Source organism: Sinomicrobium endophyticum (assembly GCF_052983315.1).
Genome location: NZ_JBRKIS010000044.1, coordinates 1 through 23,800, shown reverse-complemented (window position 1 = coordinate 23,800; position 23,800 = coordinate 1). Strand labels below are relative to the sequence as shown.

Sequence of the window (23,800 nt, the reverse complement as noted above, 5' to 3'; positions counted from 1 at the left end):
TTTATTTACTTAAATTCGACTCAATTCCTTCCAAGGCACCTTCCAGAAGAACAATATTATTAGCATTAAGAACCTTGTAAGTACTTAATTCTGAGACATTTATAACCTCTGAAGCCTTTAAATTGCGTGACGACAAATATACATTTTTATTTGGCTCACCCAATACAAACAATGATTTTTTATTCTCTAACCCTAAGGCTTTCAGGACAGAAGTAAAATCTTTCGTCTTCGGGCCATCCAGTTTGAAGTCTTCCAAAACTACAATAGCTTCTTCTTTTGCTTTAATACTCAAAGCGGATTTCCTGGCAAGACGCTTCAACCCTTTGTTGAGTTTTTGCGTATAATCTTTAGGCCTTGGGCCGAAAATTCGTCCACCACCTACAAAAATGGGAGATTTTATACTACCTGCACGTGCAGTACCGGTACCTTTTTGTTTTTTAATCTTCCTTGTACTACCGGCAATCTCCCCTCTCTCCTTGGCCTTATGAGTTCCCTGACGCTGATTTGCCAGGTAACGCTTTACATCGAGATAAACAGCATGATTGTTTGGCTCTATTGCATAAACAGCATCAGAAAGGCTAACCTTTCTACCTGTTTCTTTTCCGTTTATATCTAATACTGCTACTTCCATTACTTCTGAACTATTACGTAAGCGTTCTTATGCCCGGGAACACAACCTTTAATAACTATAAGGTTTTTTTCCGGAACCACTTTCAACACTTTCAGGTTTTCAACTGTTACTCTATCAGCACCCATTCTACCGGCCATACGCATTCCTTTGAATACCCTGGCAGGATAAGATGCCGCACCTATAGATCCGGGTGCCCTGAGACGGTTATGCTGACCGTGCGTAGCTTGACCTACACCTCCAAAGCCATGTCTTTTTACAACTCCCTGGAACCCTTTTCCTTTGGATGTACCTGTTACATCGACGAATTCTCCCTCACGGAAGTGTTCGACCGTAATGGTATCTCCCAATTTAAAATCTCCTTCAAAGCCCTGGAACTCGATGACCTTTTTCTTAGGCGAAACCCCTGCTTTCTTAAAATGACCAACTTCGGCCTTAGTAGCACGTTTTTCTGCCTTGTCATCGAAACCGAGCTGAAGAGCCTCATACCCGTCAACCTCTTCGGTTCTGACTTGGGTAACTACGCAAGGACCTGCTTCAATAACGGTACAGGGAACATTCTTCCCGTTCTCGTCAAAAATGCTGGTCATGCCAATCTTTTTACCAATTAACCCAGACATACTGATTTTTAGATTTTAGATTTCAGATTTTAGATTTCAGCATTTAAACTGACCAAATAAAACCCAAACCCTCGTTATTAATTAAATTATTATTCCAAAAAATTCAGGGTCAAAAAACATATTTCAACCCTGAATATATTTTTATCTCCGTTTTTCCTTTGCGAAACGCTCCGGACATGTCTTGCATGATTTACGACCGACGATTCCGGAATTACGACTTACCCAAAACACTCTTTAACCAGTGTCCGAAAATCTAAAACCGAAGCTTGTCCATCGCAACTCTCATCACACTTTGATCTCTACTTCAACTCCACTCGGCAATTCGAGTTTCATCAGAGCATCAATAGTCTTCGATGAAGAACTGTAAATATCGAGCAATCTTTTGTAAGAGCTCAACTGAAACTGTTCTCTGGACTTTTTATTGACGTGAGGTGAACGCAAGACCGTAAAAAGCTTTTTATGCGTAGGTAACGGAATCGGACCTGTTACTACAGCTCCGGTAGTTTTTACCGTTTTAACGATCTTTTCCGCAGATTTATCTACCAGGTTATGATCGTATGATTTTAATTTTATTCTTATTTTCTGACTCATTTTCGTAAAATTTAAGCTTCAACCCCTTTTGCTTTCTTAATCACTTCTTCAGCTATATTCGCAGGAGTTTCCGCATAGTGAGAAAATTCCATAGTAGAAGTCGCCCTACCGGAAGACAACGTTCGCAGCGAAGTCACATAACCGAACATTTCGGAAAGCGGAACTACCGCCTTGATAACCTTGGCACCGGCCCTGTCGTCCATGTTATTTACCTGACCGCGACGACGGTTAAGATCTCCCACGATATCTCCCATGTTTTCTTCGGGAGTAAGAACTTCCAGCTTCATTATAGGCTCCATCAGGACAGCTTTTGCCGCTCTTGCAGCAACCTTATAACCCATCCTGGCAGCAAGTTCGAAAGAAAGAGAATCCGAATCCACAGGGTGGAAAGATCCGTCTTTAAGAACGATCTTCATAGCATCCATTTCAAACCCGGCCAAAGGACCGTTTTTCATAGCCTCCCTGAAGCCCTTCTCTACAGAAGGTACGTATTCCTTAGGAATGTTACCACCTTTAATGATGTTAACAAACTCAAGACCGGCTTTTCCTTCTTCAGCAGGTTCCATCGTAAACACAATATCCGCGAATTTACCACGTCCACCGGTTTGCTTCTTATAAACCTCCCTGTGGTCCGCAGAAGCAGTAATAGCTTCTTTGTACTCCACCTGGGGCTGACCTTGATTAACCTCTACTTTAAATTCACGTCTCAAACGATCCACGATAATATCCAGGTGAAGCTCACCCATTCCGGATATAATAGTCTGACCAGAAGCCTCATCGGTTTTAACCTGGAATGTAGGATCTTCTTCAGCCAGCTTGGAAAGCGCCATTCCCAGTTTATCCACATCTGCCTTTGTTTTAGGCTCCACGGCAATACCGATAACGGGATCAGGAAAGTCCATACTCTCCAGCACTATAGGATGTTTCTCATCGCACAGCGTATCCCCGGTTTTAATTTCCTTAAAACCAACAGCAGCTCCGATATCTCCGGCAGAAATAGACTCTATAGCATTTTGCTTGTTAGAGTGCATCTGATAAATACGGGAGATACGTTCCTTCTTACCGGAACGCGTATTCAAAACATAAGACCCGGCATCCAGTTTCCCGGAATACGCTCTAAAGAATGCCAAACGACCCACAAAAGGATCTGTTGCAATTTTAAATGCCAGGGCAGCAAAAGGCGCAGTTACTTCCGGCTTACGGGAAACTTCCTCATCAGTATCCGGATTTATTCCCACGATAGCATCTTTATCTATAGGAGAAGGCAAATATCTGCAAACAGCATCCAGCAAGAACTGAACACCTTTATTCTTAAAAGAAGAACCACACACCATAGGTATGATACTCATATCCATAACCGCAGCACGAAGTGCAGCATGAATTTCATCTTCGGTAATAGAATCTTCATCCTCAAAGAACTTCTCCATTAAAGTCTCATCGTACTCAGCAACGGCTTCGATCAACATCGCCCTGTACTCACTCACTTCCTCTTTCATATCTTCCGGGATAGCCACCACATCAAAGGTAGAACCGAAATTATCCTCATGCCATACAACAGCTCTGTTCTTAATAAGGTCTACAATACCCCTAAAATCAGCCTCCTCACCAATAGGAAGCACAATCGGCACCGCATTAGATCCTAACATCTCCTTCACCTGCTTACACACATTAAGGAAGTTAGAACCCTGGCGGTCCATTTTATTCACAAATCCCATTCTCGGGACTTTATAGTTGTCGGCAAGCCTCCAGTTAGTTTCAGACTGCGGCTCCACGCCGTCTACTGCACTAAACAAGAAAACCAATCCATCAAGAACCCTTAACGATCGGTTTACCTCCACTGTAAAGTCAACGTGACCGGGAGTATCTATAATATTAAAGTGATACGGTTTCGTATCCGGCGTAGGCTGCGCATTTTCCATCGGAAAATTCCAGGTACAGGTTGTAGCTGCCGAAGTAATGGTAATACCACGCTCCTGCTCCTGCTCCATCCAGTCCATGGTAGCTGCCCCGTCGTGCACTTCTCCTACTTTATGACTAACACCGGTATAAAACAAGATACGCTCTGTAGTCGTTGTCTTCCCCGCATCAATATGCGCGGCAATACCGATATTTCTCGTATATTTTAAATCTCTTCCCATTTCTTATCTATGTTCTTAGCAATTAAAACCTAAAGTGCGAGAATGCCTTGTTAGCTTCAGCCATTTTATGCGTATCCACTCTTTTCTTAACCGCCGCTCCTTCTTCTTTAGCAGCAGCAAGAACCTCTCCTGCTAGTTTTTGCGCCATAGACTTCTCATTCCTCTTACGGGAAAACCCGATAAGCCACTTCATAGCCATAGACACTTTTCTATCCGGTCTTATCTGCATAGGAATCTGAAAAGTCGCCCCACCTACACGACGGCTTCTAACCTCTACGTGCGGCATAACATTGGACAACGCATCCTTCCAAAGCTCCAAACCTGTTTTATCTTCGTTTTGCTTTTTCTCCTCAACGATATCAATAGCATCATAAAAAATCTTAAACGCTACCGACTTCTTACCGTCCCACATCAAATTATTCACAAAGCGGGTCACCAACTGATCGTTAAATCTTGGATCCGGTAAAAGAGGCCTTTTTTTCGCCTTTCTTTTTCTCATTTCTTTTCTTTAATTGTATTTGACCATTTTTTAATCAAAGACGGAACGCGTCTTCTACACAGCAAGGCGCTCAACACACCTCAAAACACAAAAACGACTATTTCTTATCCTTAGGTCGTTTTGCACCGTATTTGGACCTTCGTTGCGTCCTTCCTTGCACACCGGCAGTATCAAGCGCACCACGAACAATGTGATACCTTACACCCGGCAGGTCTTTTACCCTTCCACCTCTTACCAATACTATCGAGTGCTCCTGGAGGTTATGTCCTTCACCAGGGATGTATGCGTTCACCTCATTACCGTTAGTCAACCGAACACGAGCAACTTTACGCATCGCTGAGTTTGGTTTCTTAGGTGTAGTAGTGTAAACACGCGTACAAACCCCTCTTCTCTGAGGACACGAATCCAAAGCAACCGATTTACTCTTCTTGGTAATTCTGGCTCTTCCTTTTCGTACTAATTGTGAAATCGTTGGCATAATTTACTTTACGATAAATGTTTTAAATTAAATAAAGCCCCTTTTTAAGAGGGTGGCAAAGGTAGAAATATTTTCCAATAATTCAAATCATAAACAATTAATTTTCTTTAAAGTAGCTTCATTTTACATTTTTTTTTAAAAGCCAACACAGAAGGCAACAAGGGCAAACTATCACAATACCCTGTTTATTAACAACACCAATCACACCCCGGTAAAACTCCAAAAAAAACGACTATAACATCCGTTAAAAAAAACCGCCCCAACTCCTCAAAAGCTATAAACTTTCACAGTCACCTTCTTTTTTACAAAAAATTCACAATAACCGTTTACTTTTCCTATTAAATAAACAGAAATTAACACATTAACTAAAATAAGTTATTTTTACAATATCTGCTATTATACTGGTATTTTAATGAAAAACCATCAACACCAACAAGGTGATAACACTAAAAATTATGTAATTTATGTTAAAATATTAACGTTAAACTCGAGACACATGACATCTGCATCTGTTAATAAATTGTTACCGTTAGGTTTTTTCCACATATTTGGGGCACTAATTCAAAATAACTTTCAAAACATGAGAACAAAATTAAGCGGAATCTTGACGCTGTTTTTAGCGTTAATGGTGCAAATTGGTCTTGCACAGGAACAAGCGGTTTCCGGTACGGTTACGGATACGGGGGGTATGCCGTTGCCTGGAGCGAATGTTATTATAAAAGGAACAAGCACCGGAACCCAGACTGACTTTGATGGTAACTTCACCATCAATGTAAGTGAAGGGGAGACTTTGCAGGTTTCTTATATAGGAATGAAAACTGCTGAGGTTACTGTTGGTTCTTCCTCTACTATTAGTATACAATTGGAGGAGGACGCTCAGGCCCTGGAAGAAGTTGTGGTTACGGCCCTTGGTATTAAAAGGGAAAAGAAATCTCTGGGATATGCTTCACAAGAAGTAAGCGGAGAAAAACTCGCTCAAGTTCCAGTTGCAAACATGAGTGACGCCTTAACTGGTACTGTTGCCGGACTGAGCATAACACAATCCGGAACTATGGGAGGTTCTACTAACATAGTACTGAGAGGTGTGAGTTCACTAGTAGGTAATAATCAGGCTCTGATTGTTATTGACGGAACACCCATCAATAACGAAACTTTTAACCAAAATGGAATCGGCGCTGGGCGTGGAGGTTATGACTATGGCAATGGTCTTTCCGATGTCAACCCAAATGATATTGAAGATGTCAACGTGTTAAAAGGTGCTGCTGCGACTGCCTTATATGGTTCAAGAGGTATGAATGGGGTTATCATGATTACCACGAAAAAAGGTAGGGCTAATGAAAAAATTGGGGTTCAGTTTAATAGTGCCATTACTGTAGGGTCAGTTAATAAAAAAACTCTGCCTAAATATCAAAATCAATACGGTGGTGGTTATGGGGGATCTTCTTTCTACGAAGTAACAGATAATGGACCAGATATTAACGGCGACGGTATCATTGACGATAACATTGTTTACACATATGATGACGCCTCTTTCGGCTCCAGATTTGACCCCAACAAACTGGTATACAACTGGGACTCCCAGTATCCGCAATTACCCGGTTATCTTCAGCCAACTCCTTTTGTCGCCGGGGCCTCAACACCAAACGATATTTGGGGGACTGCTACTACTTATATGAATTCCGTTTCTTTTAGCGGAGGTGACGATAAGGGCACGTTCAGAATGGCATATACTAATTTCCTGCAAGAAGGTGCGCTTCGAAATAGTGATATCACAAGGAATACCATTGACTTCTCAGCAACTTATAATCTTACAGAGAAGTTAAGTGCATTCGGAAATATAACTTATACAAATACTAAGGGACAAGGACGTGTTTATACCGGATATGAGGGCAGGAATCCTATGCAGGGATTCAGACAGTGGTGGAATACTTCTGTAGATATGGCTAAGCAAAAAGAAGCTTATTTAGCTACTGGACAAAACATGACATGGAACCTTACGGATTGGGAGTCCCGAAACGTTGGGTACGCCGACAACTATTATTTTGGTCGTGATAATAATTACCAATCGGATAGAAAGAATCGTTTCTTCGGTAATTTTGGATTGAATTACGAGATCAATGACTGGATGAGTTTAATGGGAAGATTTACTTTCGATACATTTAACGAGTTGAGGGAAGAAAGAGTGGCAGCAGGTTCGTCTTCCGGGATTGGTAGAACTAGCCACGCAGGTGCTGGAGAATATTATTTCATGAACCATACCGTAAGCGAATACAATTATGATATGATTCTTAATATAAATAAAGATCTCAGCGAGGATTTTAATCTGAATGCTAATGTCGGCTGGAACTTAAGAGTGAACAAGAGATACGGAAATAGTGCCCAAACCAATGGGGGACTTAAAGTTCCTGGCTTGTACTCCATTACGAATACTGCCAATCCTTTAACAGAAGAGGATATGTTGGATCTCAACATAAACAAAAAAGTAGATGGCTTTTTTGGACAATTCAATTTAGGATGGCGTAATATGCTTTATTTAGGTGGATCTCTCAGAACTGACAGGTCGTCTGCACTTCCGGTTAAAAATAACAGATATTGGTATCCTTCCGGGTCGGTGAGTTTTGTGTTCTCTGAACTTTTAGATTCCAGAGAAACCATCAATTTTGGTAAATTTAGATTTAACTATGCACGTGTAGGTAATGATACAGATCCTTACCAACTTATGAACACATTTGCCTTTGATCCAAGTTTTAACGGAGCCTATAGCGCATCTGCTCCCGCTACTTCAAATAACCCTAATTTGAAATCAGAGACTATGGAAGAGTTCGAGGCTGGACTCGAAATGAACTTCTTTGCTAGCAGATTAAGCTTTGATCTTTCCGTGTATCAGCGCAAAACTTTTGATCTTATTACTAATACTGCAGTTTCAGGTTCCAGCGGGTTCACAGGTGTTTGGGTGAACTCGGGAGACATCGAGAACAAAGGTATTGAAGCCAGAGTTACAGTAGTTCCGATACAGTCTCAAGATTTCAGATGGGAAATGACAGCTAACTGGGCTAAAAATGAGAATAAAGTGACAAGAATATTCGGTGATAACGAATTCCTTCTGTTAGGTTCGATGTGGAATACAACTGTTGGGGCTCAAGTTGGAGAATCTACCGGAACCATCCGAGGTTATGATTTCGTTTACGACGAAGCTACCGGGCAAAAAGTTGTTGGAGCGGATGGAAAGTACCTAGTGGATACTTCTAATTCGCAAGCAGTAATTGGAGATGCTAATCCGGACTGGATTGCAGGTTTAAATAACTCCTTTACTTACAAAAATTTGAATCTAAGCTTTTTGATTGATATTAAGCATGGCGGAGATGTCTATTCACAAGATATGGCGTTTGGTTTAGCTACAGGTTTATATCCGGAAACGGCCGGTCTTAACGAATTGGGTAATCCAAAAAGAGACCCTGTTTCCGCAGATGGTGGAGTTCTTCTCCCCGGCGTTAAAGGAGATGGAACCCCAAATGATATAAGAGCGGATTATTCTACTTATTATAATCCTGATGGCTATTACGGAGGTTCAGGCGGTATAGGCGCTCCGGAAAAAATGCATGTATATGATGCTTCTTACGTTAAGTTAAGGAATATATCTTTGTCTTACAATATGCCCAAAGATATCTTTGGAGAGAAGTCACCAATTGACAATATGACTCTCTCCCTTATAGGGAGAAACCTATGGATTATTCATAAGAATTTACCGTATGCTGATCCTGAGTCCGGAATGTCTGCTGGAAACATAATGGGATTCCAGAATGGGTCACATCCGAGCTTTAAAGAAATAGGAGCTAGTCTGAAAATTGAATTCTAAAAACGAGAAAGACAATGAAAAAAATAATATTCATATTAACGTCAGCTTTGGTGATATCCGCTTGTTCGGATGATGATTATGCCAGGCTGAATGAAGATCCAAAAAATCCGATATCTGTTCCTGGTAGCTTTCTTTTCACCAGTGGTGTCAAGTCGCTGTTTGATCAAATGGGATCTACAAGTGTAAATAATAATATCTTTAGGCTGGTCGCTCAACAGTGGACGGAAACCCAGTATGTGACAGAGACTAATTATGATATTAAGAACAGATCTATACCTTCTGCTCATTGGAATAATATTTATGCTGCATTATATGATTTGCAGCAGGCCAAAATATCTGTCCAGGAAGATCCCGATCTGTTAGATGGTGTAAAAGCAAATCAATCTTCTATAATTACTATAGTTGAGGTTTACGCCTGGCAACAAATGGTAGATACTTTTGGAGATATACCTTACACAGAAGCTCTTCAAGGTACAGAAAACACTGTTGCCGCCTATGATGATGCAGCTACTATTTACGAGGATTTATTGACACGCATCACCGAGGCATATAATAATTTCGACATCGGGTCTGAAGGTTTAGATAACGATTTTATCTATGATGGAGATATCAATCAATGGCAAAAACTGGCAGCGTCGGTTAAATTTAAACTCGCTATGCGGCTTGCAGATGCAAATCCATCGCTATCCCAGCAACATGCAAACCAAGCTATAGGTTGGGGACTAATAGCATCAAACAGTGATAATTTTACACTCCCTTACGAGCCTAATAATACTAATGCTCATCCCCTATATGCTGATTTGGTACTAAGTGGTAGACAAGATTTTGTTCCTGCAGATACTTTTGTTGATTACTTAAACAATTTGGAAGATCCGCGTAGATCTGTATTTTTAGATGACAACCTAGGGGAAAACACTTATGTTGGAGGTGTGTATGGAGCTCTTAATAATTATGCCAATTTCACACATATTGGGGAAGTATTTTATGAGCCTGATTTATCTGGAAATTTATTAGATTTTGCTGAAATTTCTTTCTTACTTGCTGAAGCTGCGGAAAGAGGTGGTTATAGCGTTGCGGAAAGCGCAGAAGAATATTATACTCAGGGCGTTACGGCAAGTATGGAATATTGGGGCTTGAGTTCGGCCGAAATTGATGCCTATCTTGCTAGACCGGAAGTTGACTATGCTACTGCATCAGGTACATGGCAAGAAAAAATTGGTATGCAATTCTGGATAGCCATGTACAACAGAGGTTTTGAAGCCTGGAATGTTTGGAGAAAATTTAGTTCTCCGGAGTTGAGGTTACCGGCGGCTACTGGCAACCCTATTCCTTTAAGGTTTACTTATCCCAATAGGGAGTATACGCTTAATGAAGCCAACGTTTCTGCCGCTGCTTCTGCCATCGGAGGAGATGAACAACAAACTCCTATTTTCTGGGATGTAAATTAATTATATTATTAAATAGCACTAAACGCTCTTTTGGATATCCAAAAGAGCGTTTTTTTATTACCAAAATGAATTAAGGGAAGAACAATCATTTATTTTTATTAAATTTATATGGGGCTTATTTTATTTACTGAAAAACAAAAATGTCCCAAAAAAATCGACACAAGCCCTGAGTGTCATTAAATGTTCAGGATAAATATTAAGTAAAATCTTTAGTCATGTTAAAAAAGATCTTAACCCTAAACGGCGTAAAAAAATTAAGCCAGAAAGAACAGGAATTAATTAAAGGTGGCTATGCCTGCAAACTAGAATCCGATGGTACATATTCCTGTCCAAACGGCACATATTGTGATTGGGACAGTATGCGTTGCCTGCAATCTTAGAATAATCTTCACATCTGAAGCAAAAGATTATTTATTTCATTTTTCCATTACCCACGATAGTCTCCGGAATAAAAGAGGATCATATCATACATCCGTAACCGGATAAAATTATCTGTTCGCTATGGTGGGTTTTATTACCATTGTAAAAAGCAAGGTTAAAATTTAAAATCCTTCTCAACTATATAAAACGAGAGCAACATCTCCCGGTCAGAGAACATTATTAGCCATACAAAACCGTAAGCTGTCCTAATATACAGTCTTTATAAACTTTACTTGTTAAATCCACCACAGTTGGTGTAACAAAATGTGATTTAGAAGCGTCACGTATGTTATAGCCTTCGGCAGCTTTTACAGATAATTTACAAAAATGTGGGGCAGCAATTATGAAACACCATTTTGGAAACTCCTCAGAGAGGAGCACAACGTATTGGCCTGTCATGGATGTGCAGTGGGCTGCGAAGTCAGAGACATTCAGAGCGTTGCAAACTCCTTCGCAGAGCCTGTAACACTTTGTAGAGCGGGGCATTATAGTAACATTCATTTGATTTCTGTACCATAATTTACAATATTGATGCCTTACTTCGTGATGCCAAAACCCGATTGGCTTATAAATAAAAAACCACCTCGTGAAAGGTGGTTTTTTACTATTCTGAGAGAGGAATTATTTTAAAGTGAAGCTTGATAAAACCACACCAAACATATTTGAGTATTTCTCATACTTACTACTTTCACTAGATAATGTAAGAACATACACCTTTCCATTTTTGATATAATAGTGCTGTACAAAAGTTAAAGGAATATTATTTTGGGTTAATTTAAACTTCAATTTTAAGCAGTCCGAACCATCAACGTTTGATTTTTTCTTTTCTATCAATTTACCCACATTACTAATTTCAGATGTGGTTTTAATAACAAAATCATCAAAACTATTAGTTGGCGCAGGCTGAGTTGCCAGATTGATATTCTCAATAAAGGTGTCATTAGCATTTTCTGCTTTGGTTTTCAAAATAAAAACCGTGTTATTTTGCCCACTTTCGTCGAGCACTAAATTTTCAGGATATTTTACCTTGAATTCTTTCCTGTCTAATTCTTCGATAGATACCTGTGACTCGCAACTAAAGCAAGAAAAAAACAATAAAATTTTTAAAAATATAACTCTCATAAACTATCTTAATTTTTAATAATTGTGACACATTGAAATACAAAGATAAGTGCATAAATAACATACGTCATCCAAAACCCGTACCATTTATACAGTAGTGTATCAGGTTGATTATTATTGATAAAATCATTAAATAAAATTGCAATCTTAGGCATAACGTAAAACACAATAAGCACTGCACTAAAACCAAATAAGATAAAGAACAGTTTATTTGGTATGGATAGCCCAAAAGGGTTAATAAAATGAACTATTAACAAGCTTAGAATATAGAAGCCCAACAGCACTTTCAATGTGTTATTTAACTTGAGTTTTTGTGTCAAAAATGAAAACAAAAGCAAGTTAACCGACGCAAAAAATAATATATAAAACAACTTCATTTTATTTATTTTAATCTATTTACGTTTTTTTCTAGAACCATAAATTCTCTGTTTAGTATTAGTTATTTCAAACCCTATTTTTAATCCAGCACCTAATCCAATATGAGCTTTTCCAGTTGCCTCAAATTCATTAGTGTTAGAATCAAAAGTAGCTGCGCCTCTACCTCCTATATGAGCACTACCTGCTGAGCCACCAATTGTGATACCAATTTGAACGCCAAAAATGGAAACACTAGGTGTAACCTCACCCTTTAAAGCATAAGCACCTGCATTTGCCCCTAATTCAGCTCCATACTTTCCTTCGCCACCTGTATAGAGTCCTGCGTCTCCGCTGACTTCAGCAGAAAAAGCACTACCTTCAGCTCCTACAGCTATATTGTTGTCTTCTGTTCCTAATCTAGCACCCGCATCAGCAGACACACCATATACACTAGCACTTCCGTGAGCACCACCAGCTTCAGTATAACCATCATATCCTGCGCTAAAACCAGATATACTACCGTTAATCTTACCACTTGATACAGAGACCTTAAAAGGAGTAGAAGATATTTCTAAATTGTCTGATGATAATAAAAAGCACATCTATATTCTGTTAGATGCGCTTATTAGAGATTTTAAAACTAAAGAAGCTTACGCATAAAAAAGCACAACTTAAAGCTGTGGTTTCTTAATCATGGTTTTTATTTTTTCTTGTGTTAAATATATGTCCTTGTAATTTTCAACCACATAAATGTTAACATCTTCAAAACTCGATGCTATTTTCTGGATAATCAACTTAACTTTATTCCAATCTGCCCCTCCCAAGCCTGCGCCTATCCGTGGTAATGCAACATGATAAATCTTTTTTCTCACACATAATTCTAGCATATTGTTAAGAGATTTTTCTATAGCTTTATAGTCTGCTTTTGTTCTCCAAGTTTTTTGAGTGCCTAAATTAAAAACAACACCATCTTCATAATCATAAGCAAATACATCTCCTAGATTAAAGTCATTTTGCCCGCATAAAGCTTTATAAGCATCATACATTTTAGGGAACTTGCTTTTAAATTGAAGCGCAATACCTTTTCCCATTGCTCCAGCACAATTGCATCCGTGGGCATAATTTGATACTCCTTCTAATTTAAAAATATTACCAAAATCTATAAACCTAATCATTATGTAATTTCCAAACTTTATTAAATTCTTCTTCTGCAATATAATCAAGCTTATCAATTTCTAAATCGGAAAGCTTTTGGTCATAAAGAATACTATTTCCCTTAATTGGTTTATCATCTGAGAGAAATGTATATTCTCCCAGATGATTTATTTCAATTTGCCTAACAGCATAATCATTTAAAAAATGTAAGTAATAAAGAATGTTTTCTTCTTCCCACTTTTTCTTTATATAAGTTTCTTTGTTAAAATCCTGATTTACCTCCACTTATAATCCTCTTTGAAATATTTAAACTTGATGTGTTATTTATTAAATAAATATGGTTGTTAGTTTGTATAACTTTTAATCCTTTTGTTTCAATTTGTATAAAATGTTGAAGTTTTCTACCGTTCCATGGGACTCCAAAGAGCCTTCTAGAAACCAGGCTCTCCAAAAATCGAAAAAATATATCTACGACTTTATCGATATGTGTCTACAGGATTTTAAAACACAGGTAGCCTCTAAATAACAAAACCACCTCAATGGGCGGTTTTGTTTTTATCTATACTGATATTGGTCAAGTTTGCATCGTCAATGTGATATTCTATATGCCTAAACTCCTCTCTAATATCCCAAATAATTTCTTCAATTCCCTCCTTACAACTCTCGTTCAGTAGCTTAGGAACATACTTACTATAAATTTTATCTACTGATTCTTTTATATCCGCAAGTGCATGGACAAAGGAATTTAAACTGTCTTCTTTAAAAACCTTATCATTTTTCAACTTCGGATACAGTTCGTCATTAAATATGTTTTCCATCTTAAAAGTCTATTTTATGCTTTCTCATAAAGATTTCTATTTCTTTAACCTGCTTTTCAAAGGTCTTTATTTCCCGCTCTGCGAAGTTTGCAATTTCGCTGCTCAAACCTTCACTGAAAAGAAAAAAACGAAAAACGCCTCTCTGAGGTGTATCCCAGTTTCTCACAAGTCTTACTTCATTTATTTCCGCAATGACCTGGTCAATCAAAAGGCTTTAAACAAGTTATAAAAATGTCGTTCAACATCATTTTGGAAGCTCCTCAGAGAGGAGCGCAACGTATTGCCCTGTCATTGATGTGCAGCAGGCTGCGAAGTCGAAGACATTCGCAGAGCATACAAACACTTCGAAGAGCGGGTTGGTTTTAATGTTTAATATAATTTACTCATCGTTCTCTAACTTTAAAAGATGTTCCTTAAGGTATCGTATCGAACTTTTTTTAGGAAAATCATCTTTTGAAAAGCTATCAACTAATTCTGTGTTTTTTATTAATCTTAAACTCATTCTTTCTCCTAATATGCTTTCAAGAACAATATCCGTAGCCATATATTTATCATTAGAATTCAGTTTACTAATACCATTAGCCCTAATAACTATATCATATGTCCCATCTGAAAATTTAATTAAAACATATTCCCATGTACTTGCGTCAATAATCCTCTTTATATTATCTTGATCTTCAATCGAAAATTTAAAATCCCAGTTTTTAGCCGGTTTATGAGACAAGAATTCCCAACCCACTAAACTTGGTGATTGTTTTATTATTTTTTCTGATTCTTCAAGCAATTCAATATCCCCACCAGGAGAAATTATCAGCATATTTTCTTTTGCTTCTCCTTCCCTTATTTCCCATTCAAAGTCTCCAAGAGATAATATTTTTTCGTTTAAAGAATTAATTAAATTATTGTTTATATTTTCGGGAATAAGATTATTTTGATTTTCTATAAACCAATCCCAAAATCTTTTAATCTTATCAAAGTTTAATCCCATTTTAGCTTCCGTTTCCATATTTTTTTTCCAACTCTTTCATTTTTTCAGGAGTTCTTTCATTTCTTTTATTATCCAAATTCTCTATACCTTTATGCTGATCTATTGCCTTTTGTTCTTTATATGCTCCCTCACCAGGTTTTGTTGGATCATAAGTATCAATTACTTTGCCTTTAGTTCTATCTCTTCCATCTTTAGCCCCTCTTTGTCTAGCACTTAGACTTTTTTGTTTAGTACGCCCAATGTACGGTTTTCCTGACTTGGTTGCATTTCCAGGAACTTTATATATTTTCCCTGTCTGTTTTCCTCCAGTTGCTGCAGCACCACCTATTGTAACTCCCAATTCAACAGTTGCTGCTCCCTTTTCTTTTGCGCTTCCATGCACCAAATCTTTTGTTGCATCAACAATTACCTCAACTGTCCCTGTTGCCGCATCGACTACTGTCCCAATAGGATCCTCAATCAAGCTTCTTAAAGCAGAATCAACATTTTCTACCGTTTCGGTAAGTTTCTCCGTTCTCTCTTCCATAACTTCTTGTGGAGTAAACATGGAAAGAGAAGCGTCGGTTTTAAAAACAGTTTCAGCAGCCCCAAAAATAAAGTCATTTATTTGATACCAAATGTCCGGCTCTTCATTTATTACATCAGGATTATTAATGGGCTTTCCTTCTAACCCTTCAAGTTCAATCTTCCACACAGGATTGTTATGTGCAAATTGATAAGTAGATATGGACATATAGTCCTCGCTGACTGGATCAACCCCAAAGAACCTCCCAATCTCCGGCATATAGTTTCTATGCCTAAAACTCAGCCAGTTTAACCCGAGTTCTTTATTGATTTCTTGACCGAGGTACGTTTGGTAGTTATTTTCCGGGCCATTGATGTGATTATTGTACCCTTTATGTTCCAGCCCAAAAGGATATGTATTTCGTTCTTGTAAAATCTCCGTACTTGGATTTATAGAACCATTTCCATCAAGGTCCGAATATGAGAGCCTTATCGAACCGAGATGGTCTTTATATTGATATACATACCGATAAGCACTACCTTCGGACTCTACATAACCTTCGGGTGTACTGAATTGGCGCAGTTGCCCATTCTCATAGATGTACTTCCCCGCATACTCCGTATTTATCACAGAACTTCCCTGGGTAACCGTTTTCTTTAACTTGACTCCCAAAGCATCGTAAATATAAGCAATTTTATTGCTCCCGAAACTGACCTGGCTAGGAAGGTTTAAGTGATTGTAAGTAATACCTGTAACCCCCTTGTTCTTATCCCTTGTCATATTACCGTTGGCATCCCGGGCATAATCATTGTCCGTATTACTGCCATCTTTAAAGCCATAGGTTTTATTGCCTGTATCAGTCACCTTGACCAAAAAATTACCTCCGTTGTGGTAAGTGTAGGTCAGCTTGTCTATTTCTCCAAAATGGTCCGCATTGCTTTGATCAGGGTTGGCTACAAGATGACCGTTACGGGTCAGCTTGGTAATATTCCCGTTCTGGTCATAGGCAATATCCTTTACCGTATAACGGTCCGTTTGCCCGCTACCGTTAAACTTCCCGGAGGTGATACGGTTCAGCGCATCATAGGTATACGCATAACGTCGCATGGTATTGTCATTGCTTGTCCTCCAGTACGTCTCCGCTATATTACCGTTAAACAATGGGGTTACTGTTCCGCTTCGGCTCTTGTTATAATTGATCTGGAAGTTAAACAACTTACCGGCAGGATTGTCCACATCATTAATCCCCGTAAGCCAGCCTCGTACATTATAGGCATAGTTGACTTCCTGTAAAGGTTTACTTGGAGTATTGCCTACCTTCTTCGCCTTTAACTGCCCCAGGTCATCATATACATTTTCTGCTATGAGTTCTTCCGCCTGGTTTCCGATCTTCTGCGTATGGGTGAGCAACCGTCCTGCATGATCGTATGTAAACTTGTCCACTGTAACTATGGCAGCATTGCTACCTTTAGTATGGGTGGTTTTGCTTTCCAGTACCTTACCAACAAAATCCAGCCTGTTTTCCACAATGTCCGTAGTATTCAGGTACGGGTTCTTTGTAGCCGTGTAAATAAGCAACCCCCGGGAGTTATACGCATGTATCGTGGTGATCCAATGGCTTGTACCTAAAACCCGCACCTTACTTCCTGTGGCCAGGGTCTTGGTCCTGCTATCCACGGTTTGTCCCAATACCTCGGTAGGTACCGTTAATCCGGCCAGGTCAAATGTATAGTCGTCGTAATAGTTGATGGTAAATACCTGGTATATCCCCGTAGGCGGGCTCACATTGGTATAGTAAACATCCGTGCCTTTTATATTCGTAGGAGAGGCAGGGGATTGGATACGGGTCTCATACTTCTTTGCAGCCCTGTTGAAAATTGCCTGAAGTTCACCCCTGCTTTGGCTATGGCTTGTCTGACCAGTATATATTACTCTGCCAAAAGCATCATATTTGGTAAAAAGCCATTTTTTCTGAGCCTTTAATATCGAATCCTGCGTCATTACCGGTTGGTCCAGGGTGTTATACACGATATATTCCCACCACTTACCCGGGACCTTCTTTTCTATCAAACGGTTCCTGCCGTCATATTTGTACTGGTAGCACAACTCGTTGAGCTCTGCGGTCGATATCCCGTCAGAAATATTGACTTTAGGAGGGATCACATACGTCAGGTTCCCATAATCATCATAAACATAGAAGGTATTATGCTGGCTGCCATTATTGTACGTCCTTTTGAGCACCACCCGGCCCTGTTTGTCCTTGAATTCTTCGGTGGTATGGTCTTTCGTTGTCCCGCTGTGGTTCTCATCCCGGGTAATGGTCTTGTACAGTTGCCCGGCGCCGTAGTGCTTGTTTGCAACTGCTTCCAGTTTGGGAGCTTCCGGATCGCCATTCACAAAGGAAACCTTAAACAACCGTACTTCGGTGGCCGTATTGGTATCATAACCAAACTCGATCTCATGACCATTCCCTAACTTCCAATCCTTACCGGGGGCGGCCTGCTTTTCTACCCGGTTCAATGGCGATGCTTCAAACTGCTTCCGGGAATAGGCATTGGCCTGGGAGGTATTCATTCCTGTAAAATCTGAGCCATACCGATCCAGGTAGTACGTCGCGGTACCGCCGGCCATATCTCCTGTACGGAACGTACCGTAACCACTCTGGGCGGGATCGGGTACAAAGGGCAAATAATCTTTGTCCTGCCGGCCAACGGCATCATAGCCGATATGACGAATTACATCGTGCATACCCGGAGACTGGCGAATGGAAACTTCCTGTTTGGGACGCCCCAAACCGTCGTAATACACTACGGATTCCAAAACATCCGCGTTTTTCTCAATCCCACCAGAAGCGGTCATTTCCTTTTGATAGGTACGGGTATAGATATAGTTCTCGTTGCTCAGGGTAACGGCCTTATAGTTTTCATCCGGGCAGCCATTGGTATCGCCGTAAACATCCGGGCAGTTATCCCCGGCCCGCTCTACATAACCAGCCGGTTTGGTACAGGACACTTTCGTATCCGAAGGATCCCCGAAACCATCTCCATCAGAATCCGCATACCAGGTTTTCTCCTGGGTTACCGTATAGTTTATCGTACGCGCGGTACTCCAGCAACCCGAGCTGTTGTGACGAGCCCTGAGATAATACACGGTGCCACTGGTCCGGGTGATGCTCGCAGACGAATTAGAGGTACTGGTGCCCCCGGCACTGCTCTGCCAGTACCAGGTGATCCCGCCGGGAGGGGTGCCACGGGTTAAAACCGTATTGCCACAATTATTCTTTATCGATGGTAATGGCGGTACATTTAAAAGATCGTTCGGAATGGTTACATGTACGGCACCTGATCCTTCACTCCATATACCATCGCTGTTTCTTGCCTTGATATAATAAACGCCACTGCCCTGCTGCGCTGTATAGGTACTGCCGGAACCCAGGTTGGTACTGGTACCATTGCCATTCTTGCCCTGCCAGTACCAGGTGACGCCACTGGGAGGGGTGCCGTTACGGGAAAGTGTCGCTTTAGCACAATCCGTATTCGTAATCGTTGGATTTGCAGGTATTCTTGGCGGCACATCGGTTATATTAACTGCCAAAGTAAGTGTTCCCGTAGAGGACGAATTGAAAGATACCCTCCCGTTACTGATATCTCCGTCCCACCGGATGGTAGCACTGGTTTTATCCGAGCTTTGTATGGTCCCTCCCTGTACACCCCATTGGGCATCCGAAGGTCCGCTTGCCCCCATGAGCAGGTACGTAGAAGTACTTTTATAAGAAACCAGCGCCGGGCCCTTCACATAAGAGCGTTGTCCGAATACCGGGAAAACACAGAAAAAAGCGATACTAAAGAAATATAGTAAAATCGTATTGTTTTTCATCACACGCATGGATTAGGCTGGTTAATTTTTATAACGGTATTTGTATTCTTTTAAAATATGCCCGTTCACATCCACAACTTTTTCCAACCTGTTGGACGGGTCATATTTGTATATTTCCCGGATACCACCGGGAGGTGTAATACTGGTTACCCCGATCAACGGATCGTAAGTATAGGTGGTAATCTGAAAACCGGACAAGGCGCTGTTTGTTCTGAAATTATCCAAAGCGGTAATAAGATCCTGTTCAGACACCGTCGTCCCGTTAGTAGCATCGGCATTGGATTTACTGACAATACCGGAGATATACGGGGAAACCTGGCTATAAGTAGCTCCTTCTATTTTTGCTATGGGATGACTTTGATTATATCCCCATACGATAGCCGTAGGTTTCAAACCTTTTTCACTGTATTGCAGGAGTTTCCCTTTGGAATCATACTTGTCATAGGTTATCTCCAGGTATGTATCCGCACTATGGTTATCATATGACAACACGGAATACGGTAAAGGAAGCCCTGCCGTTTTACTGTTTGCCTCCGATGTACTTACCGGGTATTGTGTTTCCACTTTGGATATAGTTTTCGCTACACCGTCAACGGTCTTTTTAACCTCGGTTACTACCGGAACACCCACCATGTTCTTATCTTTCAGGTATTGGTTACCCTGTTCCTGGGCATACTTGTAATTTGTGGTGGTTTTCCCCCCATCGGATAATTCCGTAACCTGCGAGGTCAGTTGTTTGTGGTGTGGGCTGTTATAATTATAATCTATTGTTGTTTTTACAGTTTTATCGTTGAGGACCTCATTTGTCGTTGTTTTTGCCAGGTTGTAATCGTGAGAGATAAATTTGTACTGAAGTAACTCTACGAACATCCCTAGTTTTTCCGGGGGCAGGTATGTAATATAGTATCCCGTCGACTGGCCGTAGCATGGGTTATACCCCGTACCTTGTTTGGTGATATCTTCCTCGGTACAGTTATAGGTGAGTTTAGTCATCCTCTGGTAGCTTCCATTCGCAATTCCAATAATATTATTTATTTCTTCTTTATTGCTTTCAATATACTTATATTCATTGATCGTTTCTTTGATTACACTAAGGGTATTCCCTGTTTTTTTCAGGACTTCTTCTTTTTTTACAAATCCTTTATTCCAACCCTGATTTGTAAAGTTTCCGCCACGGTAATTACCATTGCCGAACAGGCTGGAAGCAATAGGGTCAATATCTACAATATATTCCGTAAACTTCCCGCCATTTTCAAAATCCGTCCCCCCTGTACTTTTTGTAACATATTGGTAGCTCACGTTCTGGGTTTCATTTCCAAATAACGGGATCAGGCTGTTGGAATGTACACTGATATACCGGTACGGCGTATATTTGAAGAATGTAGGATTTGCCTCGGGGGGAGGACAATAATGCACCCCTTCGGAATAATTCCACAGCACCGGCTCATCATAATACGAGACCCCGGAGGATCGGGAAAGTTCATCTTTATGTGCATAATGCCATTTGGTAATTACAGGGGCGGAAGAACCACCGGCATAATCCTCTACTTTTTCAACCCTATTGCCTCCAATCGGAATATTGGCATAGTAAACATCATCCGGCGTATCTATATATGTAAAACTCATTCCGCCTCCGTGGCACATTCGCAATACCTCTAGAGACACTTCGTATTCCGTCGCTGCTTCTACATCTACATAAAATATATTTTCTCCCCCGGGGTAAAAAAAAGTATTTGTTGCGTTGCCATAGCCCAGTGAATTTAATACCTTCAGATCTTCATATTGCCCCGTAGAGAGGTTTTTAACTTTCAGATATACCCGGACCTGGTGAGTATTGCTTGTACAATCCTCCTCGTTAAAACTTGCACCTCCGATAAATTTTATCTGTTGATTCTTGCCAGAGTAAAATGTTGTACTCTCGGTTTTAGTCCATGTGGACTGGTCTGTAAATACGGAGAGAGATTTGCTTTTTGAAGGTGCGACATCTGTTTTTTCTCCCCATTTGGTATGAGGTTCGTAGTGTATTTTCGTATAGCCTTTTGTCGGGTAGACTATTTTAGACAATAATCCCGTTTGAGATAATTCTTCGTCGAGTTCCCTGTTGGCGAATGAAAAATTGATATTATCCAGAATAAGATTTTCCACCTTGCTGATTAAATGGTTATTTTGGGTAGCGCCATTGTAATAACCCCAGAAATCCTGGGCATTGGAAAGTCTTTTGGGCAAAAGTTCGGGATTAATATATTCGAATGCATGTGTTTTCTGAGAAGTCGTAGAAGAAACCTTTTCCAGGAAAACCCTGTTATTCGGTGTTACCAGGTAATCCAGTTTATAAGAATCTACTTTAGTATTTCCATACAAGGCCACCTCATCCAAAAAATTCCCTCTGTTTTCGATATCACTGAATTTAGTTGCATAATTAAACTCAATGCGTTTCTGGTTTATATTGTTACGGATACTTTTAATTCTGTAGGTATCATACCTGACAAGATTTGATCTTGCGTGGAATCCGGCTATCCCACCTAAGGGCAGTTCTCCCGCATCTGCATTACAGTTGAAATTATAACTTTGTAAGAAAAAATTATACACATCCGATTTGTGGGAAGTGTATGAGGACCCTGCCGGTTCATAGTCGAAATACACTGTGTTATTTTTGGTGTCCACTATACGCGTTAGGAAAAATGCCGAGGAAAGTGAGATATCCGGCATATTCCGTCCACCACCATGTACCCGGTTGGTGCTTGTTTCTATAAGTTCAAAATAATACTTAATCCCATCCGGGGCCGTGATCAAAAAACCGGTCTGGAGATCCGGGGTGGTGATTGTATGTATTTTAAAATCCGTTTTTTTCTCCTGTAACCATCCCGTACCACCTATTTTTTTTACAAAGGAATTGGAAAAACCTCCCGGTATATTGACCCGGAATAAATCTTTCTCGGTATCCCACATATCCCGTAAACCAGCATTTTCATAGAAATTTAACCGTAAAGCAGGATACCCCCCGTTATTGGGATCCGGAGTATTGTCATTCTGCCATTTAATATCACCGCCGGACAATCCATCTTCCTTATCCCTTACAATTTTTGATATTATACCATGGGCACTCAGGCTCCATCCCAGCCCTACAACCGGATTATATTCATCCACTTTGATGCCGTTACTAGAATATTGTAAGGAAACAGGAAATTTGATATCTCCTATGGTATATTCATATAAAGGAATACTGTGAGACATGGTCCCGGTATATTCGCCGATATTTATATTACCATAGGTTCCCAGGTTATAGGTATCTGGTGAAGAGGGGTATACTTTGGGCATATAGTCCCCCGATTCCTGGGCACCGGAGAGCATATAAAACATCAAATGAAACAAGAGTAAATGTTTTTTCACAATTCGTTTGTTTAACAGGTTAATGAATAATTAGCACACATAAAGATGTAGATAGACTACTACATCTTTACAATGTATTCTATAGTCTAAACGGGTTTTTATATCCGTACACACTATACAAAAATAAAAACCATGCCTGTCCAGGTAAAGGTTTATTTTTTATTATTAAGGGGGGGCCTGATAATCTTCAGGCTTTATTTTAGGGGGGGGGGTAAATAACAAGTAATTTTATTTCACCGGCCTTTGAATTTCGTTTATAATTTGTTCTGATATATAAGACATATCCCGTTTTCTTATTTGCGTAACATTCGGGAGGGTAATATTAGACATTTTAGGAATAAAAAACAAAAGTTTGTTCCGTTCATTTATAAATGAACGGTTATTAAAACGTAAATTTTAACAGTACGGATAACCGGATTTGGACTACTGTGTTTTGTGGTTTTCTAATAGGAAAAATCAAAACCCATTTTTGACATAAACCCTGATTTTTAAATATTTATATTCATTTATTACTGCGAATATCCGGTAAATAAAAGGTTTGAAGAAAGTTATAAAAATGTGGTTCAACATTATGAAACATCGTTTTGGAGGCCCCTAGGAGAGGAACGCAACGTATTGCCCCGTCATTGATGTCCAGTAGGCTGCGAAATCGCAGACATTCGTAAAGCGTACGCTTCGTACAGCTGAGCCCATCCTTTACGCTTCGTGCTCCGTGCTTCCCGCTTCATGCTCCCCTCCTCCACAACCAGCAGGAGACCGGCGCTGTAAAGCCCGGGACATTCACAACTCCGGATATTTCCTCATTACAAGCTCAAAAAACCGGTCATTAAAGCAATCCCTTTGACACCGGAAGTAGTTGGTTTAGCAGCTAACCCATTCCCTTTAGCCGCTAAACAGGTTGCTTTTGATGT

At 40.1% G+C, this 23,800-nt stretch carries 17 protein-coding genes; 2 read left to right on the top strand and 15 right to left on the bottom strand.

The genetic code is table 11. The features are described 5' to 3' along the window. Window position 1 precedes the first annotated feature (1 nt). The 6 genes from rplD to rpsL all read right to left on the bottom strand — a co-directional run bounded on the left by rplD (window position 2) and on the right by rpsL (window position 4,954). Window positions 2-631, bottom strand: coding sequence for a 50S ribosomal protein L4 (gene rplD, locus ACVBDU_RS18540; protein ID WP_447181223.1), 630 nt, complete (start codon window positions 629-631; stop codon window positions 2-4). Next, a complete protein-coding gene (gene rplC / locus ACVBDU_RS18535) occupies window positions 631-1,248 on the bottom strand; it encodes a 50S ribosomal protein L3 (protein ID WP_447181222.1) in 618 nt (205 codons plus the stop codon). Before rplC ends, rplD begins: the two co-directional genes overlap by 1 nt. 285 nt (window positions 1,249-1,533) lie before the next feature. Then, entirely contained in the window at window positions 1,534-1,839 is a 306-nt protein-coding gene (rpsJ, locus tag ACVBDU_RS18530) for a 30S ribosomal protein S10 (protein WP_072318085.1), read from the bottom strand. 11 nt (window positions 1,840-1,850) lie between these two features. Continuing rightward, on the bottom strand, window positions 1,851-3,977 hold the full coding sequence (gene fusA / locus ACVBDU_RS18525) for an elongation factor G (RefSeq protein WP_447181221.1): 2,127 nt from the start codon (window positions 3,975-3,977) through the stop codon (window positions 1,851-1,853). 22 nt (window positions 3,978-3,999) lie between these two features. Then, the gene (gene rpsG / locus ACVBDU_RS18520; protein WP_447174389.1) at window positions 4,000-4,476 is read right to left on the bottom strand and encodes a 30S ribosomal protein S7; all 477 of its coding nucleotides are present in this window, start codon (window positions 4,474-4,476) and stop codon (window positions 4,000-4,002) included. Window positions 4,477-4,573: 97 nt separating this feature from the next. Beyond that, the gene (gene rpsL, locus ACVBDU_RS18515) at window positions 4,574-4,954 is read right to left on the bottom strand and encodes a 30S ribosomal protein S12 (protein ID WP_072318088.1); all 381 of its coding nucleotides are present in this window, start codon (window positions 4,952-4,954) and stop codon (window positions 4,574-4,576) included. 580 nt (window positions 4,955-5,534) lie between these two features. On the opposite strand from rpsL, the gene ACVBDU_RS18510 reads away from it, so the two are divergent. Beyond that, window positions 5,535-8,810, top strand: coding sequence for a SusC/RagA family TonB-linked outer membrane protein (locus ACVBDU_RS18510; RefSeq protein ID WP_447181220.1), 3,276 nt, complete (start codon window positions 5,535-5,537; stop codon window positions 8,808-8,810). A gap of 14 nt (window positions 8,811-8,824) precedes the next feature. Continuing rightward, window positions 8,825-10,258 carry a SusD/RagB family nutrient-binding outer membrane lipoprotein gene (locus tag ACVBDU_RS18505; protein WP_447181219.1) on the top strand — a complete coding sequence of 478 codons (1,434 nt, stop codon included), beginning with the start codon at window positions 8,825-8,827 and terminating at the stop codon, window positions 10,256-10,258. Between the two features lie 1,041 nt (window positions 10,259-11,299). On the opposite strand, the gene ACVBDU_RS18500 is transcribed toward ACVBDU_RS18505, so the two are convergent. The 9 genes from ACVBDU_RS18500 to ACVBDU_RS18460 all read right to left on the bottom strand — a co-directional run bounded on the left by ACVBDU_RS18500 (window position 11,300) and on the right by ACVBDU_RS18460 (window position 22,889). Next, on the bottom strand, window positions 11,300-11,800 hold the full coding sequence (locus ACVBDU_RS18500; RefSeq protein ID WP_447181218.1) for a PsbP-related protein: 501 nt from the start codon (window positions 11,798-11,800) through the stop codon (window positions 11,300-11,302). Window positions 11,801-12,192: 392 nt separating this feature from the next. After that, window positions 12,193-12,759, bottom strand: a complete 567-nt coding sequence (locus ACVBDU_RS18495) for a hypothetical protein (RefSeq protein ID WP_447181217.1) — start codon at window positions 12,757-12,759, stop codon at window positions 12,193-12,195. 69 nt (window positions 12,760-12,828) lie between these two features. Next, on the bottom strand, window positions 12,829-13,332 hold the full coding sequence (locus ACVBDU_RS18490; RefSeq protein ID WP_447181216.1) for a macro domain-containing protein: 504 nt from the start codon (window positions 13,330-13,332) through the stop codon (window positions 12,829-12,831). After that, a complete protein-coding gene (locus ACVBDU_RS18485; RefSeq protein ID WP_447181215.1) occupies window positions 13,325-13,597 on the bottom strand; it encodes a hypothetical protein in 273 nt (90 codons plus the stop codon). The genes ACVBDU_RS18490 and ACVBDU_RS18485 overlap by 8 nt, the downstream gene beginning before the upstream one ends. Beyond that, window positions 13,575-13,763, bottom strand: coding sequence for an HYD1 signature containing ADP-ribosyltransferase family protein (locus tag ACVBDU_RS18480; RefSeq protein WP_447181214.1), 189 nt, complete (start codon window positions 13,761-13,763; stop codon window positions 13,575-13,577). The genes ACVBDU_RS18485 and ACVBDU_RS18480 overlap by 23 nt, the downstream gene beginning before the upstream one ends. Before the next feature lie 85 nt (window positions 13,764-13,848). Next, window positions 13,849-14,130, bottom strand: a complete 282-nt coding sequence (locus tag ACVBDU_RS18475; protein WP_447181213.1) for a hypothetical protein — start codon at window positions 14,128-14,130, stop codon at window positions 13,849-13,851. Window positions 14,131-14,509: 379 nt separating this feature from the next. Beyond that, window positions 14,510-15,136 carry a hypothetical protein gene (locus ACVBDU_RS18470; RefSeq protein WP_447181212.1) on the bottom strand — a complete coding sequence of 209 codons (627 nt, stop codon included), beginning with the start codon at window positions 15,134-15,136 and terminating at the stop codon, window positions 14,510-14,512. Continuing rightward, a complete protein-coding gene (locus ACVBDU_RS18465) occupies window positions 15,120-19,499 on the bottom strand; it encodes a DUF6443 domain-containing protein (RefSeq protein ID WP_447181211.1) in 4,380 nt (1,459 codons plus the stop codon). The genes ACVBDU_RS18470 and ACVBDU_RS18465 overlap by 17 nt, the downstream gene beginning before the upstream one ends. Window positions 19,500-19,520: 21 nt before the next feature. Next, window positions 19,521-22,889 (bottom strand): hypothetical protein, encoded by a 3,369-nt coding sequence (locus ACVBDU_RS18460; RefSeq protein WP_447181210.1) that lies wholly within the window; start codon window positions 22,887-22,889, stop codon window positions 19,521-19,523. Window positions 22,890-23,800 lie beyond the last annotated feature (911 nt).